Raw genomic sequence first — 15,512 nt, 5'->3', positions numbered from 1 at the left:
GCGGGACGGCGGCGGGTTGAGGCCTGAGTGACTGCTCTCTCCGTCCTCGACCTCGTCCCGGTGCGCACCGGGCAGACCAGTGCAGAGGCGATCGCCGCCTCCCTCTCCCTCGCGGAGGCCGCCGACAGGCTCGGCTACCGCCGGTACTGGTTCGCCGAGCACCACAACATGCCGGCGGTGGCATCCACCACTCCCCCGGTGCTGATCGCGGCGGCCGCCGCCCGCACCACCAGGCTGCGGCTCGGGTCGGGCGGTGTCATGCTGCCCAATCACGCGCCGCTCATCGTCGCCGAGCAGTTCGCGGCGCTCGAGGCCATCGCTCCCGGCCGCATCGACTTGGGCCTCGGTCGCGCACCGGGCAGCGACCCCGTGATCACGCAGCTGCTGCGCGGGTCCGGCACCACCAGCGACGTCGAGCAGTTCCCGCGCAACGTGCAGGACATCGCCGCACTCCTCTCCGGCGAGGGCGCGACGGTGCGCTTCACCTCGGGCGGCGAGTACACCGTGCGCGCGACGCCCGCCGCCACCGGGACGCCGGAGCTGTGGCTGCTCGGCTCGAGCGACTACTCGGCCCAGCTCGCGGCATCCCACGGCCTGCCGTACGTCTTCGCCAACCACTTCTCCGGGCACGGTCTCGAGCGTGCGCTCGACCTGTACCGCACCGGCTACCAGCCGAGCGAGGAGCATCCTGAGCCGCGGACCTTCCTCACGGTCAACGCCGTCGCCGCCCCCACGCAGGAGGAGGCCGAGGCGCGGGCGCTCCCGCAGCTGCACATGATGGCGCGCCTGCGGTTGAACCAGCCGCTGACCGCGCTCGAGACCGTCGAGCAGGCTCTCGAAGCCTCGTCCGTTGCGGATGCCGCGACGCAGCAGGTCGTCGAGGCCGCCCGGTCGCGATGGTTCGTCGGCACGGGTGCTTCTGTCGCGTCCGAGGTGCAGGCTTTCGCCGACCGGTACGGCGTCGACGAGGTGATGCTGTCCCCGGTCGCAGCGTCGTACGAGGCCGAGCCGCTCGACGCGTCCCCCGGTCGCGTCCAGACCCTCGAGCTGGTCGCCGCCGCCCTCTGACGCGCCTGGTTCACCGCCCGTCCCCTCTCCGCGGTCGCCCCGTGCGGGGTCGATGACGCACCTTCACGACGCAATTGCGGTGTCTTTGTGGCCTCGCACGGCACGGCGGGTGCGAAATCGACCTCGCATGATCGGGCGATGGCCGTCCACAGGTGGGAACTGTCCACAATTCCCGGGAACAGGTCGGATCGAACGCCAGCGAGGTTCGCTGATTTCGGATGCTGGTGCGATGCGACACAGGACAGCCCTGCCGGAGGCTCTCGGCACTCAGTTCACCGTGGCCGATGCGAGAGAGCACGGCGTCGGTCGCGGCCGCAGCGCCGCGCGCGACCTGGCACGCCCCTTCCACGCGGTGCGCGCACGGCGCGCGCCGACGACGCCATTGCAGCGGGTGCAGAACCTCGTCCCGCGTCTCCGTCCCGGACAGTTGGTCGGCAGCAGCACCGCGCTCCACGTGTGGGGGCTCCCGTATCCGGTCGCATGGACGACTCTCGAGGACGTTGTCGTCGTCGTGCCGACGGATGCCGTGCGCCCGCGCACCCCAGGAGTGAAGGGTCTGCGTCTAGCCCGGGGCCGTGCACGCGGGTGGCGAGTTGCAGGCATCCCCGTCGTCGACCCGACCGCCGCGCTCTTCATGTGCGCAGGTGACCTGACTGATGATCAGATCGTCATCCTGCTCGATGCGCTCATCACCACCGCCGACAATTACCCCGGCCTCCGCAAGGGGCGTCCCATCAGCACTGTGGCTGCGATCGAGCAGCGCCTGCGCGACTGGGGGCGCTTCCCCTGCTGTGGTCGAGTGCGCAGTGCTCTCGACTCGGCTCGGGAGGGCGTGGAGTCACCCAAGGAGACCGAGACGCGATTGGTCATCGTCGCTGCCGGCCTGCCCGAACCGGCGGTGCAGCATTCCGTGTTCGACAGCGGAAGGTTCGTCGCACGCGTCGACCTCGGGTATCCCGAACTCAGGATCGCGATCGAGTACGAAGGTGACGGCCACCGCACGAGTCGCGATCAGTGGCGGAAGGACATCCAGCGCCAGCGCGACCTCGAGGATCTCGGCTGGATCGTGATCCGGGTCACCGAGCTCGATCTCCAGGACGGTGGCGCTGCCCTGCTGCGCCGAATCCGCAACGCGATCGCCTCGCGCTGAGTGCAGGTGCCGCCGGTGCGTGGCCAAAAGAGCATCCGCAACACCTCGTGCCGAACGTGCGTGGCCAAATGAGCATCCGCAACACCTCGTGCCGAACGTGCGTGGTCAGAAGAGCATCCCTGATCGCCTTGCCGGATGCGTCTTTGACCTCGGACCGGGCGCAAGTGCGATTTTGACCCGGCCAGACCGATGCGCGCGCCCGCGCAAGCCGTACGCGCCAGCACAGGCCGCACGTGCCGGCACACGCCGGCGCAAGACGCCGACGCCCGGTCCTACGCCTCCGGCTCGCCGGAGAGGATGCCGCGAAGCCAGTCGCGCGCCTCGACGAACACGTCGTCGGCGTAGCGGTCCGGGTACTGCACGATCTGCCGGTCGGCGCGCGGGTACGACCCGAGGAAGACCACGCGGGGGCTGAAACGACGGATGCCGAGCAGGGCATCGGCCATGCGCTCGTGCTCGATGTGGCCGTCCGCGTCGATGACGAACCGGTAGCGACCGAGCTCGTCGCCGATCGGACGCGACTCGATGAGCGAGAGGTTGATGCCCCTGGTGGAGAACTGCTCGAGCATCTCCAGCAGCGAGCCCGGGTGGTCGTGCGGAAGCTCGACGATCAGCGAGGTCTTGTCGGCCCCTGTCGGCGCCGGCGGCGTGGTGGTGCGGGCGACGAGCACGAAGCGGGTCACCGCCTGGACGTTGTCGCCGATGTCCTCGGCGAGCACGTCGACGTCGTAGTGGTTCACGATCCCGGGCGCCGCGATGGCCGCCTGTGCGGGAAGGGTGCCGTCGAGCACGCCGATGGCCGAGGCCACGTTGCTGGCCGCCGGCACGTGCGAGTGCGAGGGGATGTTCGCGCCGAGCCAGCCGTGGCACTGCGCGTACGCGACAGGGTGCGCGGCGATGACGGTGACGTCGGAGAGCTCCGTGCCGCGCGGCGCGACGAGCACGAAGTTCACGCGCACCAGGTACTCGCCGATGATGCGCAGCCCGGGCAGCGTCGCCAGTGCGTCCTGGGTGGTGGAGACGCCACCCTCGATCGAGTTCTCGATCGCGATCATCGCGGCATCCGATACTCCCGAGAGCACGTCGTCGAGCGCCTCGCCCACGTTGTGCACGGGCCGCCAGTCGTGTCCGCGGGCTTCCGCCACCTGCTCGAGCGCAGCTTCCGTGAAAGTTCCGGCGGGGCCCAGGTAGCTGTAGGTGCGGCGTTCGGTCACGCGGCAAGCCTAGTCGCACCGGATCAGGCACCCGGCGCCCCGGCGCGAGACGAAACCCGGCGCCGCTTCGGAAATGTGACGTGCACGATCGGCGCACTCGGGGCAGACTGTGTGCATGACGAGCCGTGCAGGCCTCCCCGCGGAGGAAAGTGACCTCATCGATGTCGACGAGCTGATCGCCGCCTATTACGATCGCGTCCCGGACCCCGCCGTCGCAGGCGAGCGGGTCGTGTTCGGCACCAGCGGCCACCGCGGCTCCTCGCTGTCGAACAGCTTCAACGAGAATCACATCCTCGCGACGACCCAGGCGATCGTGGACTACCGGGCCGGACAGGGCATCACCGGCCCGCTGTTCCTCGGCCGCGACACGCACGCCCTGTCGCTGCCGGCCGAGCGCAGCGCGATCGAGGTGCTCGTCGCGAACGGCGTCGACGTCCGCGTCGACTCGCGGGACGCCTGGGTGCCGACGCCGGCGCTGAGCCACGCGATCCTCACCTTCAACCGCGCCCTTCCACAGGCTCAGGGACCGGGAGAGGACAACGCCGGCCGGGCCGACGGCATCGTGGTCACACCGTCGCACAACCCGCCGCGCGACGGCGGCTTCAAGTACAACCCGCCGCACGGCGGACCTGCAGACACGGATGCCACGGGGTGGATCGCCGACCGCGCGAACGAGCTGATCGCGAACGGTCTCGAGGGCGTGAAGCGCGAGCGCTTCGCCGACATCGACTGGGACGCACTGCCCGGCTACGACTTCCGGGACGCCTACGTGCGCGACCTCTCATCGATCATCGACATCGACGCGATCCGCAAGGCAGGCGTGCGCATCGGCGCCGACCCGCTGGGCGGGGCATCCGTCGAGTACTGGGCGCTGATCAAGGAGGTGCACGAGCTCGACCTCACCGTCGTCAACCCGGAGGTCGACCCGACCTGGCGCTTCATGACCCTGGACTGGGACGAGAAGATCCGGATGGATCCGTCGTCGCCGAGCGCGATGGCGTCTCTTGTGGCGAAGAAGGGCGACTTCGACGTCCTCACCGGAAACGATGCGGATGCCGATCGCCACGGGATCGTCACGCCGGATGCCGGCCTGATGAACCCGAACCACTACCTCGCCGTCGCCATCGACTACCTGTTCTCGCACCGCGCCGAGTGGCCGCGTGACGCCGCGATCGGCAAGACCCTCGTCTCGTCGATGATCATCGACCGCGTCGCCGAGTCACTCGGCCGCCGGCTGCTGGAGGTCCCGGTGGGGTTCAAGTGGTTCGTGCCGGGGCTGCTCGACGGCTCCGTCGCGTTCGGCGGCGAGGAGTCGGCCGGAGCGTCGTTCCTCCGCAAGGACGGATCGGTCTGGTCGACGGACAAGGACGGCATCCTGCTCTGCCTGCTGGCAGCCGAGATCATCGCCGTCACGGGCAAGACACCGTCGGAACGGTACCGCGAGCTCGAGGAGGCGTTCGGAGCATCCGCCTATCAGCGGGTCGACGCTCCGGCCACGCCGGAGCAGAAGGCGACGCTCGGAAAGCTGGCACCGGATGCCGTCAGCGCGACCACCCTGGCCGGCGAGGCGATCACCGCCAAGCTGTCGCACGCGCCGGGCAACGGCGCGGCCATCGGCGGCCTCAAGGTGCAGACCGAGCACGCGTGGTTCGCGGCGCGCCCGTCCGGCACGGAGGACGTCTACAAGCTCTACGCCGAGAGCCTGCGCGGCCCCGAGCACCTCGCTGAGGTGCAGACCGAGGCCCGCGCGGTCGTGTCGGCGGCTCTCGGCGGCTGACCCGGGCACCGACTTTCGCTCGGGCGAGCCGATCCGGCGCGCGGCGACGCGTGGGGATGGGATCCGCTGGCTCACGCCTCCGGAACCGGCCGAATCCATCCCCGGCCGAAGGACCGAACTCTCCCCGCGCGAGCCGAGTGAGCCGACGGCCTCAGGCCACGGAGCGTGCGAGCGCCGCGCCCGCGGCGCGCAGCCAGATCGCGGGCTCGGCGAGAGCCGCCTCCGACGACCCCGCGAGCGAGGTCAGCGACGCGGATGCCGTGAACAGCGACGTGTCGGCATCCGCCGTGATCCGCCCCGCGGCCAGAAGCGGCCTCACCGACGACGAGGCAGCGAGCGACGCGATGAACGACGGGACCTTGCCGTCGCCGGACTGCCCGTCGTACGACCCCTCGCCCGTGATGACGACATCGGCGCCGGCGATCGCGTCGGCGAGGCCGATCAGCTCGGCGACCTCCGCGGCTCCCGGTGCGAGCACTCCACCCCAGGAGACGAGCGCCCCGCCGGTCCCGCCGGCGGCGCCGGTGCCGGGCAGCGCCGCATCGAGGCCGAGCAGGGATGCGAGCCGTCCGAGTGCCGCGTCGACGGCGGCGATGTCCGCCGGATCGGTGAGCCCCTTCTGCGGGCCGAACACTGCGGCGGCTCCACGATCACCGGTCAGCGGGTTGGTCACATCCGTCAGGACCCGCACCTCGGGCGCCGGCCGGAGGCCGGAGAGATCGACGGATGCCAGGTCGCCGAGTCCCTGCGCGCCGCGCGCGACCGGCGCTCCGGCCGCGTCGAGGAAGCGGGCGCCGAGCGCGCTCAGCATCCCGGTGCCGCCGTCGGTGGACGAGCTCGATCCGATGCCGACCACGAGCCGCGAGACGCCGTGGTCGAGGGCCGCGGCGATCGCCTGGCCGAAGCCGGTCGTATCGGCATCCCACGGGCGCAGCTCGGTGAGCAGCTCGATGCCGGACGTGGAGGCGAGGTCCACGACCGCGGTTCCCGCCGGCGCATCCGCGGTGGCCGGCAGCAGCAGCCAGGATGCTGTGATCGTCTCCCCCGCGGGGCCCTCGACCGTCACCGGCATCCGCTTCGCACCCGGAACCGCCGCCTCGAAGGCCGACACCGTGCCCTCCCCGCCGTCCGCCATCGGACGGTGCACGAACTCCGCAGACGGGTCGACGGACGCCCAGCCTTCCGCGAGAGCCGCCGCGGCATCCGCCGCAGTGATCGTGCCCTTGAAGCTGTCCGGCGCCAGCACGACCCGCGTCATCGCGCGGTCCCCGGCGTGCTCGCGCGCACGACCACGTCGAGCGGCAGCGGCGGCTGCTGCCAGTCCGCATCCACCGTCGCGCGGAACGCCTGGTAGCCGACTTCGCTCAGCGGCACCCGCACGGTCGTCAGCGCCGGAGTGACGTCGCTGCTCGAGGGCACGTCGTCGAAGCCGCAGACGGCGATGTCGTCGCCGATCTCGCGACCGGCGTCACGGATCGCCGACATCGCACCGATGGCCACGACGTCGCTCATCCCGAACACCAGGGTCCCGGACGGGATGCCGTCGGCGAGGGCCTGCTCCATCAGCGATGCACCGGATTCGCGGCGGAAGTCCCCGCGGAGCACCCGGTCGACCGCGCCTCCGGCCGACTCGAAGCCGGCCCGGAAGCCGGCGAGACGCTCGTCGGAGGTGCGCACGCCCTCGGCCGCCGCCAGCGCGGTCGCCGACCGGTACCCGAGCTCCGCCATCCGGCGCCCGAGCGCCTCGGCACCTGCGCGGTTGTCGATCTCCACATGGCGGTCGTCCGAGCCGCCTTCGCCGAACGTCACGATGCGCCCGCCGAGCTTCGCGAACTCGGCGAGCTCGCGGGCGGTGTCGGAGCTCGCCTCGTCACGCGTGCGGGATGCGGCGAGGATCAGCCCCTGCGGACGCTGGCCGCGCAGAGCGCGCACGATCCGCGCCTCACGGGCCGGATCCCGCTCGGTGATCGCGATCGTCACGACCAGACCCTGCTCGTCGGCGCCGCGGGCCACCCCCGAGGCGATCAGGCCGAAGTACGGGTCGGCGATGTCCGCGACGAGCAGCGCGATCACCGGCGACGTGCCGCGTGCCGTCGCCTGCGCCGACACGTTCGCGGTGTACCCGAGCGACGTCGCCGCCTGCTCCACGCGCTCACGGAAGGACTCGGCCACCTTGCGCTCGGACCCGTTCAGGACGCGGGATGCCGTCGCCAGCGAGACACCCGCTTCACGTGCCACGTCGTGCAGTGTCGCGGCCGCACCGCGCGCGTGACGTGACTGACGCGTGCGGGAAGGGCTTTCCGGCATGTTCATGCCCCGAGCATACTGCGCGCGGCACTCCGGACCAGAGCGGGTAACAACGTGGCAATCGGTTGCCGGGTCATGCCATGCGCGCGAGGGCCTCCCGCTCGATGCGGTGCCGCAGCGGAGCGCCTTCGATGAGCCGCTGGAGCTCGTCCGCGACGAGCTGCCCCATCGCCCCGCGGTCGGACCCCATCGACCCGGCGACGTGCGGGGTCAGCTCGACGTTCTCGAGGCTCCACAGCGGCGAGTCCGCGGCCGGCGGCTCCTGCGCCGTGACATCCAGCAGTGCCGTGAGATCGGCGCGCCGGGAGAGGACGTCGACCAGCCCCTCCTCGTCGATCAGCCCGCCTCGCGCGGTGTTGATCAGGGTCGCACCCTCCGGCATCCGCTCGAGCAGCGCGTCGCCGATCATCCCCTCGGTCGACGGCAGCAGCGGGGCGTGCAGGCTGACCACCCGGCACCGCGAGAACAGCTCCTCGAGCGAGACCAGCTCCACCCCGAGGTCGAGCGCATCCGACGCCGATGCGAACGGATCGGCGGCGAGCAGCCGTACGCCCGTGCCGCGCAGCCGCTCGGCCACCCGGCGCCCGATCTCGCCCAGCGCCACCAGCCCGACCGTGCTCCCGCGCGTGCCGGACGCGGCGGCCGCGGCCGCCAGCATGCGCTCGGACCGGTAGCGCCGACGCGATCCGGGTACTCCGCGAGCGGCGAGGATGATCTGCGCCGCGGTCATCTCCGCGACCGGCTCGGCATTCGCCGCGGCCGCGGAGACCACGGTGATGCCGCGTTCCCATGCGGCCTCCGTGACGATGTGCTTCACCGATCCGGCGGCATGCAGCACCGCCCGAAGGCGCGGCGCCGCCTCGAGCAGCGAGGCGTCGACGACAGGCGCACCCCACCCCGTGAGAAGCACCTCGGTGTCGCGCAGCGCCGCGGGATCCGCCGCGAGCTCCTGCGCCGTGAGGAACGGCCTCCGAAGGTCCGCGATACGGTCGATACCGGCCAGGACATCGGCCGGATACACATCCGCACGGCGCCTCTCCTCCATCACCAGGCGCACCTGGATGCGCACGTCCTCTTCGACCACTTCGTCTCCTGACGATCATCCTGCGAAAGCGAAACATCCGATCAATGATTGACAGCGCTCGCATCCCTAGGTTAGATTCACCAACGACGTCTTGCAAAGTGGCAAGCGTTTGCCAAACCCGGGAGATCACATGCACACGAATCTGAGAGCAGTCGCCGTCATCGGCGTCGCCACGCTCGCGCTCGCCGGCTGCTCCGCCACGTCCGCCCCCGAGGGCGGCTCCGGCGTGAAGCAGGACGACGAGGCCGTCCTCGAGATCTGGACCCGGACCACTCCGGGAAGCCCCAGCGAGGCCGCGACCATCCGTCAGGTCGAGGCGTTCACCGAGGCCACCGGCTTCAAGGCCGAGGTCACCGCGATCTTCGACGACTTCGAGATCAAGCTCGCGCAGCGCGCCGGCCAGAAGGACCTGCCCGACATCGTGCTCAACGACGTCAGCCAGCTCGGCACCATGCAGTCGCAGGGCATCCTCCGCGAGATCGACCTCGACGAGATCAAGAACTCGAAGGACCTCACCGCTCAGGCGCTCGAGGCCGGCAAGGCCGTCGACGGCAAGACCTACGGCATCCCCTACTCGGCTCAGGCCAACGCCCTCATGATCCGCAGCGACTGGCTCGAGAAGCTGGGCCTCGAGGCGCCCACCGACTGGGACGAGATGCTCGAGGTCGCCGAGGCCTTCACCGCGAACGACCCCGACGGCAACGGGCAGGCCGACACCTACGGCCTCGCCGTCCCCGGCTCGACCAAGCGCGGCTACGCGTCGTGGTACTTCTCGAACTTCCTCTGGGCGGCAGGCGGCGACTTCATCACCGGCTCCGGCGATGAGTGGCTCCCTGCCATGACGTCGCCCGAGGCGATCGAGGCGGCGACCTGGTTCCGCGACCTCCAGTGCGAGGCGGGTGTCGTCCAGCCCGGCGCCCCGAGCATGGACACCCCGCCGACCAACGAGGCGTTCGAGTCCGGCGTCGCCGGCATGTACGTCACCGGGCCCTACATGATGCCGCGGTTCGACAAGGTGCTGGGTGCCGACAAGTACGAGGTCGTCCCCGCACCCCAGGGCCCGGAGGACGCCTCGGTGCTCGCCGAGGGCGGCACGGTCTACCTGATGGCCGGCTCCGAGAACGAGAAGGGCCAGACCGCGTTCGCCGACTGGTACGTCAGCCCCGACGCCCAGAAGTTCGGCATGGAGGGCTCGGATGCCTTCGCCATCCAGCTTCCGGTCAACGAGAAGGTCGACATCGCCGATGTCCGCGACGACCCGCGCTGGCAGACGTTCGCGACGGCGTACAAGGAGAGCGGCCACTACGCGCCGACCATCCCGAGCTGGACCCCGGTCCGTCAGATGAGCGCGGACACCATCAACGCGCTGCTCGCGGACTGCTCGCTCGACGTCGAAGAAGAACTCACCAAGCTCGACGGCAAGCTGACCGCAGAGCTCCTGACGCAGGGAATCCTCAAGCAGTGACCATCAACACAGCCGACGCCGCGACCGCGGCCGACGCTCCCCAGCCGGCGGCGGGGGCCATCGCGTCCCCGCCGCCCGCCAGGCGGCGCCGCCGCCATCGGGTGCAGGGACAGTGGTGGGTTCCCTGGGCCTTCCTCGCCCCCGCCCTCGTGCTGTTCCTGGTCTTCCGCTACATCCCCATGGTCCAGGCCATCGGGATGTCGGTCGAGAACGTGCGCCCGTACCTCGGCAACGAGTTCGTCGGCACCAAGAACTACGAGACGATCCTCGCCGACCCCGCCTTCCGCGACGCGACCGTCAACACCCTGATCCTCGCCTTCGGCCAGACCGCGGGCTGCCTCCTCCTCGGCTTCGCCCTCGCGCTGCTGCTGGAGGGCCAGACCCGCAAGCTCTCGTTCATCCGCTCCGCGGCCTTCCTGCCCGTGGTCGTGCCGATGGCCGTGATCGCGGAGCTGTGGCGGATCATGTACCACCCGTCGCCCGACGGCTTCCTGAACTCGATCGTCGGCGTGCTCGGCCTCGGCCCCAGCGAATACATCAACAGCCCGGACTCGGCCATGTGGTCGATCATGCTCATGGGCATCTGGCGCGGCGGCCCCTACGACATGATGATCATCCTTGCCGGGCTCGCCGGCATCGACCGCGGGCTCTACGAGGCGGCCACAGTCGACGGCGCGAACCGCTGGCAGCGCATCCTGCACGTCACCCTCCCGGGCCTGCGCCCGGTGTTCTCTATCCTGTTCATCCTCGCCGCCATCCGCGGCTTCCGGGTGTTCACCGAGGTGTACCTGATGACCAACGGCGGCCCCAACGGCGCCACCGAGGTCGTGATGACCCTCCTCTACAAGCTCGGACTGGAGCAGCAGAAGCTCGGCGTGGGCTCGGCGGGCGCCGTCCTGCTGTTCCTGGCGACACTCGTGCTGACCGTCGGCGTGCAGCTCATGCTGCGAAGGAAGAAGGACGCATGAGCGTCGGAACTGACACCGCTCTCGGGCTCACCGAGAGCCGCACCCTCGTCGGGATCGGCGTGAAGGTGCTCGTGTACGCCATCGTCGTCGCGCTGTTCGCCGGTCCGCTCCTGGCACTGCTCTCCGGGGCGTTCAGTGAGGTCTCCGACCCCACCGAGCTCAGCATCATCCCGAACCGCCCGACTCTTGCGAACTTCGCCGTCGCGTTCGACTTCGGCGTGCTCGGCTACCTGATGAACTCGTTCTTCGTGGTGGGATTCGGCCTGCTGCTGCAGGTGATCGTGTCGGTGCTCGCCGGCTACGCGCTCGCCCGCAAGAAGTTCCGCTTCTCAGCCCTGGCGCTGGTCGCCATCCTCGCCACGATGATGCTGCCGGACGAGATCCTCGCACTGCCGCTGTCGATCCTGCTGGCCGACCTCCCCTTCGTGCACATCAACCTCATGGGCACGCTCGCCGGAATGATCGTGCCGATCGGGGCCTGGGCGTTCTCGATCCTGGTGATGACCGAGTTCATGAAGGACGTCCCGCTCGAACTCGAGGAGGCCGCGCGCATCGACGGCGCGAGCGAGCTCCGGGTCTTCGCGCAGATCATCGTGCCGCTGTGCAAGCCCGCGATCGGCGTGATCGGCGTGTTCGGCTTCACGATGATCTGGGACCAGTACCTGCTGCCGCTGCTCGTCTCCACCTCGAGCGACACGTACACGCTGCCGCTGGCCCTGCGCACCCTGCGCATCGAGCCGGAGGTCACCCCCGGCGTCGTCATGGCAGCCTCGCTGCTCGCCCTCGCGCCGTCGGTGATCGTGTTCCTGCTGTTCCAGCGCTCGTTCGCGCGCGGGCTCACGTCCGGCGCGCTCAAGGGCTGACCAGGGGATGCTGCGATGACGGTGATCGCGATCGACGGCGTGACCGGATTCCGCGATGTCGGCGGAATCCCGGCGGCGACCGGGACGATCCGCAGCGGACGGCTGTTCCGCTCGGGCCATCTCGCCGGGCTGGGTCCGGATGCGGCGGACGAGCTCCGCGCCCGGGTACGGCGGATCGTCGACCTCCGGGCCGACGACGAGGTCGCGGACGACGTGACCGCAGCGTCCGGCATCCGGATCACCCGCCTGCCGCTGTATCTCGGATCGGCCCGCTCGTTCTTCCTCGAGGACTACAGCCTCGGCGAGATCTACGCGCACCTGCTCTCAGGCTCCGCCGCCGCACTGGTCAGCGCGATGCGGATCATCGCGGCAGGAGAGCCGACCCTCGTGCACTGCACGGCGGGCAAGGACCGCACCGGGATCACGATCGCCCTCGCCCTCGCGGCCGTCGGAGCGGACCGGGATGCCGTCGTCGCCGACTATGCGCTGACCGCCGACCTGATCCCGGCCGCGCATCGGCGTGCGACCTCGGAGCGCCTCGCCGCGAAGTACCCCGAGTCCCGGCACGCGTGGATGCTCGCCACCGAATCCCCCGCCGAGGTGATGCGCGCGACCCTCGCGAACCTCGATGCCCAGTGGGGGTCGGCCGCCGAGTATCTCCTGGGCCACGCACTCACCCGCGAGGAGCTCGCCGCCCTCCGCAACGCACTCGTCACCCCTCACGAAGGAGCTCCGTCATGACGGCATCCGCCGGTCGCATCGAGAAGCAGGGCCCTCAGCTCGCCTGGTTCACCGAGGCCCGCCTCGGCATGTTCGTGCACTGGGGTCTGTACTCCCTCGCCGCCCGCCACGAGTGGGTGAAGAACCGCGAGCGGATGACGGATGCCGACTACGAGGGGTACCGCGAGCATTTCGACCCCGACCGCTACGACCCCCGCGCCTGGGCGCGCACCGCGAAGGCCGCCGGCGCCGGGTACGTCGTGCTCACCGCCAAGCACCACGACGGCTTCTGCCTGTGGGACTCGAAGCTCACCGGCTACACCTCGGTGAACACGCCGTTCGGCCGCGACGCGGTCGCCGAGTTCGTCGAGGCGTGCCGCGCCGAGGGTCTGCGGGTCGGGCTCTACTACTCCCTGATCGACTGGCACCACGAGTCGTTCCCGGTCGACGGCACGCACCCGCAGCGCGACGACGAGGAGTTCAAGGCGGCGACCGCCAACCGCGACATCCGCGACTACCAGCGCTACCTCCACGGGCAGGTGCGCGAGCTCCTCACCGGCTACGGCCAGATCGACTACCTCTTCTTCGACTTCTCCTACACGCACCGCCCCGACTACTGGGGCGGCAAGGGGGCGGCGGACTGGGATGCCGAGAACCTGCTGTGCCTGGTGCGGGCGCTGCAGCCCGGCATCATCGTCAACGATCGCCTCGGCATCCCCGGCGACATCGTCACGCCGGAGCAGTACCAGCCGCTGGCGCCGATGGAGCGCGACGGCCGGCCGGTGCCGTGGGAGGCGTGCCAGACGCTCGACGGGAGCTGGGGCTACGACCGCGACAACCTCGACTCGAAGAGCTCCGAGTCGCTGATCAAGCTGCTGATCGACGGCGTCTCCAAGGACGGGAACCTGCTGCTGAACGTCGGCCCGGACGGGCGAGGCCGCATCGACCGCACCGCGCAGCGCACCTTCGATGAGATCGCTGACTGGATGGACGATCATGCCCGTTCGATCCACGGCGCCGGCCCCGCCCCGTGGCCGGCCCCGAGCGACACCCGCTATACGCTCCGCGGCGACCGGCTGTATGTGCACCTCTTCTCCTGGCCCTTCAAGCACCTGCACCTGCCAGGGCTGGCGGGAAGGGTGCGGTACGCCCAGCTCATGACGGATGCCTCCGAGCTGGTGCCGCTGCGCATCGATCCGCACCGCCAGGCCCAGAACACGCTGATGGGCGGCCTGCCCGAGGGCACGCTCACCCTGCAGCTGCCGATCCAGCGACCGGACTCCCCCGTGCCCGTCGTCGAGCTGTTCCTGGATCCCGAAACGACCTGACTCAACGAAACCCCTACCCCAACCCTCAACGAGGAGGAAACATGAAGCGCCGTACATTCATCCTGTCCGCCGTCGCCGGTGCCGCGGCTGCCATCGCCATCCCGCAGCAGGCGGGCGCGTCGACGCTCGGCCGGGCCCCGGCATCCGGGACCGTCCCGATGCTGCCAGGTCGCGGACCGTACTCCTACGTCGCGTCGCTCGAGGAGCTCCAGGCCGCGATCGCCTCAGCGACCCCGGAGGCGAGCGGGACGATCATCGTCGCGAACGGCACCTACGCGGTTCCGGAGGGGGCGGCGATCGACCTCGCCGGAGTCGGCGGACGCTGGAACAAGCCGCTCACGATCATGGCCGAGTCGGTCGGCGGGGTCACCCTCACCGGCGCGCGGAGCTTCGCCTTCGACGCAACCCACGACGTCGCGATAAGCGGCTTCGTGTTCACGCAGTCGACGACGCTGGAGATCCCCGCGAACTGCCGGGCGATCACACTGAGCCGCAACGAGTTCGTGCTCGCCGACATCGAGGGCATGCACTGCGTGATGGTGCGCGCCGACGACACCGTCGTCGAGTACAACCACTTCCACGGCAAGTCGACTCTCGGCATCTTCCTCGGCATCGAGGGTGGGGGCTCGACCGAGATGGCCGAGAACGTCCACATCCACCACAACCACTTCTCCGACCACACGTTCGCCGGCGCCAACGGCGGCGAGCCGATCCGGCTCGGCGTGAGCCCGCGTGCGCTGAGCAGCGCCCACGCGGTGGTGGAGTACAACCTGTTCGAGCGCACCAACGGCGACCCCGAGGCCATCTCGGTGAAGTCCAGCGACAACGTCATCCGCTTCAACACCATCCGCGACAGCGGCGGCGGCATCGTACTGCGCCACGGCAACCGCACGACGGTCGAGTCGAACCACATCATCCGCGGCGAGCGCGGCATCCGCATCTACGGCAACGATCACCTGATCGTGAACAACTACATCGGCGAGACGGCCGACACCGCACTCGTGCTCGGCGCGGGCACCCTCAAGGACCACTACGAGGGAGAGCCCGCGAACTCGCGCAACAAGAACGACGCGGCAGACCGGGTGCGCATCGCCCTCAACACCATCGTCGGCAACGCCGGCGGCATCTCCGGGGAGACGCATCGCCCCATCGCGCCGACCGACTGCGTGATCGTCGACAACATCTTCCAGGGCGAAGAGGGCATCCTCGCCAAGGTTCCGGTGTCGAGCGGCTTTACCTGGGCGGGCAACATCCTGTGGGGTGCGGCACCGGACGGGGACATCCCCGCAGACGGCTTCACGCGCGTGGACCCGCAGCTCACCCGCGACGGCGCGGACGTGCTGCGCATCGGCGCCACCAGCCCGGCGATCGACGCGGCGACGCAGGATCACGCGGCGTACGCCCGCGACGACATCGAGGGTCGCCGCCGCGCCGGCATCGCCGACGTCGGCGCGCACGAGTTCGGTGCGGGGCTTGCTCGGCGCGAGCCTCTCACCACCGCGGACGTCGGGCCGTTCGCGCCCTGATCCGATCCGGCCGGCGGCCGGCAGCACTCGCGTCGTGGACGT

At 70.2% G+C, this 15,512-nt stretch carries 13 protein-coding genes; 9 read left to right on the top strand and 4 right to left on the bottom strand.

What is annotated here, in order from left to right; all coding sequences use genetic code 11:
* The first annotated feature begins 27 nt into the window (after window positions 1–27).
* Together IPV10_RS04070 and IPV10_RS04065 are read left to right on the top strand one after the other, a co-directional pair.
* Window positions 28–1,068 (top strand): LLM class flavin-dependent oxidoreductase, encoded by a 1,041-nt coding sequence (locus IPV10_RS04070; RefSeq protein WP_207480674.1) that lies wholly within the window; start codon window positions 28–30, stop codon window positions 1,066–1,068.
* 229 nt (window positions 1,069–1,297) lie between these two features.
* A complete protein-coding gene (locus IPV10_RS04065; RefSeq protein WP_207480672.1) occupies window positions 1,298–2,218 on the top strand; it encodes an endonuclease domain-containing protein in 921 nt (306 codons plus the stop codon).
* Between the two features lie 272 nt (window positions 2,219–2,490).
* Here IPV10_RS04065 and pheA read toward each other — a convergent pair whose 3' ends face one another.
* Entirely contained in the window at window positions 2,491–3,432 is a 942-nt protein-coding gene (gene pheA / locus IPV10_RS04060) for a prephenate dehydratase (protein WP_207480670.1), read from the bottom strand.
* 115 nt (window positions 3,433–3,547) lie between these two features.
* Between pheA and pgm the strand changes: the two genes are divergently transcribed.
* Window positions 3,548–5,209: a phosphoglucomutase (alpha-D-glucose-1,6-bisphosphate-dependent) gene (gene pgm / locus IPV10_RS04055; RefSeq protein WP_207480668.1), complete on the top strand. Its 1,662-nt coding sequence runs from the start codon at window positions 3,548–3,550 to the stop codon at window positions 5,207–5,209.
* A gap of 151 nt (window positions 5,210–5,360) precedes the next feature.
* Here the strand turns inward: pgm and IPV10_RS04050 are convergent, their stop codons facing one another.
* The 3 genes from IPV10_RS04050 to IPV10_RS04040 form a co-directional block, all read right to left on the bottom strand.
* Window positions 5,361–6,467 (bottom strand): glycerate kinase, encoded by a 1,107-nt coding sequence (locus tag IPV10_RS04050; RefSeq protein ID WP_207480667.1) that lies wholly within the window; start codon window positions 6,465–6,467, stop codon window positions 5,361–5,363.
* Window positions 6,464–7,447: a LacI family DNA-binding transcriptional regulator gene (locus IPV10_RS04045; RefSeq protein WP_307861052.1), complete on the bottom strand. Its 984-nt coding sequence runs from the start codon at window positions 7,445–7,447 to the stop codon at window positions 6,464–6,466. The genes IPV10_RS04050 and IPV10_RS04045 overlap by 4 nt, the downstream gene beginning before the upstream one ends.
* A gap of 142 nt (window positions 7,448–7,589) precedes the next feature.
* The gene (locus IPV10_RS04040) at window positions 7,590–8,600 is read right to left on the bottom strand and encodes a hydroxyacid dehydrogenase (RefSeq protein WP_207480665.1); all 1,011 of its coding nucleotides are present in this window, start codon (window positions 8,598–8,600) and stop codon (window positions 7,590–7,592) included.
* Between the two features lie 130 nt (window positions 8,601–8,730).
* On the opposite strand from IPV10_RS04040, the gene IPV10_RS04035 reads away from it, so the two are divergent.
* The 6 genes from IPV10_RS04035 to IPV10_RS04010 are packed head-to-tail and all read left to right on the top strand — an operon-like array spanning window position 8,731 to window position 15,470.
* Window positions 8,731–10,065 carry a sugar ABC transporter substrate-binding protein gene (locus IPV10_RS04035; protein ID WP_207480663.1) on the top strand — a complete coding sequence of 445 codons (1,335 nt, stop codon included), beginning with the start codon at window positions 8,731–8,733 and terminating at the stop codon, window positions 10,063–10,065.
* Complete coding sequence (locus IPV10_RS04030) at window positions 10,062–11,033, top strand: sugar ABC transporter permease (protein ID WP_307861051.1); 972 nt, start codon at window positions 10,062–10,064, stop codon at window positions 11,031–11,033. Before IPV10_RS04035 ends, IPV10_RS04030 begins: the two co-directional genes overlap by 4 nt.
* On the top strand, window positions 11,030–11,896 hold the full coding sequence (locus tag IPV10_RS04025) for a carbohydrate ABC transporter permease (protein WP_207480661.1): 867 nt from the start codon (window positions 11,030–11,032) through the stop codon (window positions 11,894–11,896). Before IPV10_RS04030 ends, IPV10_RS04025 begins: the two co-directional genes overlap by 4 nt.
* A gap of 15 nt (window positions 11,897–11,911) precedes the next feature.
* A complete protein-coding gene (locus tag IPV10_RS04020; protein WP_207480659.1) occupies window positions 11,912–12,637 on the top strand; it encodes a tyrosine-protein phosphatase in 726 nt (241 codons plus the stop codon).
* Entirely contained in the window at window positions 12,634–13,944 is a 1,311-nt protein-coding gene (locus IPV10_RS04015) for an alpha-L-fucosidase (RefSeq protein WP_207480657.1), read from the top strand. The genes IPV10_RS04020 and IPV10_RS04015 overlap by 4 nt, the downstream gene beginning before the upstream one ends.
* A gap of 41 nt (window positions 13,945–13,985) precedes the next feature.
* A complete protein-coding gene (locus IPV10_RS04010) occupies window positions 13,986–15,470 on the top strand; it encodes a polysaccharide lyase 6 family protein (RefSeq protein ID WP_207480655.1) in 1,485 nt (494 codons plus the stop codon).
* Window positions 15,471–15,512: the final 42 nt, after the last annotated feature.

Origin of the sequence: Microbacterium sp. SD291 (assembly GCF_017355365.1) — a bacterium.
Classification (GTDB): domain Bacteria; phylum Actinomycetota; class Actinomycetes; order Actinomycetales; family Microbacteriaceae; genus Microbacterium.
The sequence above is the reverse complement of the archived record's forward strand: the minus strand, read 5'-3'. Positions and strand labels throughout refer to the sequence as shown.

Bases quoted from the DNA above. Each gene is read 5' to 3' on its own strand.
- IPV10_RS04065 (WP_207480672.1), top strand. From the start codon at position 1,298: ATGCGACACAGGACAGCCCTGCCGGAGGCTCTCGGCACTCAGTTCACC.
- pgm (WP_207480668.1), top strand. From the start codon at position 3,548: ATGACGAGCCGTGCAGGCCTCCCCGCGGAGGAAAGTGACCTCATCGAT.
- IPV10_RS04050 (WP_207480667.1), bottom strand. From the start codon at position 6,467: ATGACGCGGGTCGTGCTGGCGCCGGACAGCTTCAAGGGCACGATCACT.
- IPV10_RS04035 (WP_207480663.1), top strand. From the start codon at position 8,731: ATGCACACGAATCTGAGAGCAGTCGCCGTCATCGGCGTCGCCACGCTC.
- IPV10_RS04025 (WP_207480661.1), top strand. From the start codon at position 11,030: ATGAGCGTCGGAACTGACACCGCTCTCGGGCTCACCGAGAGCCGCACC.
- IPV10_RS04020 (WP_207480659.1), top strand. From the start codon at position 11,912: ATGACGGTGATCGCGATCGACGGCGTGACCGGATTCCGCGATGTCGGC.
- IPV10_RS04015 (WP_207480657.1), top strand. From the start codon at position 12,634: ATGACGGCATCCGCCGGTCGCATCGAGAAGCAGGGCCCTCAGCTCGCC.
- IPV10_RS04010 (WP_207480655.1), top strand. From the start codon at position 13,986: ATGAAGCGCCGTACATTCATCCTGTCCGCCGTCGCCGGTGCCGCGGCT.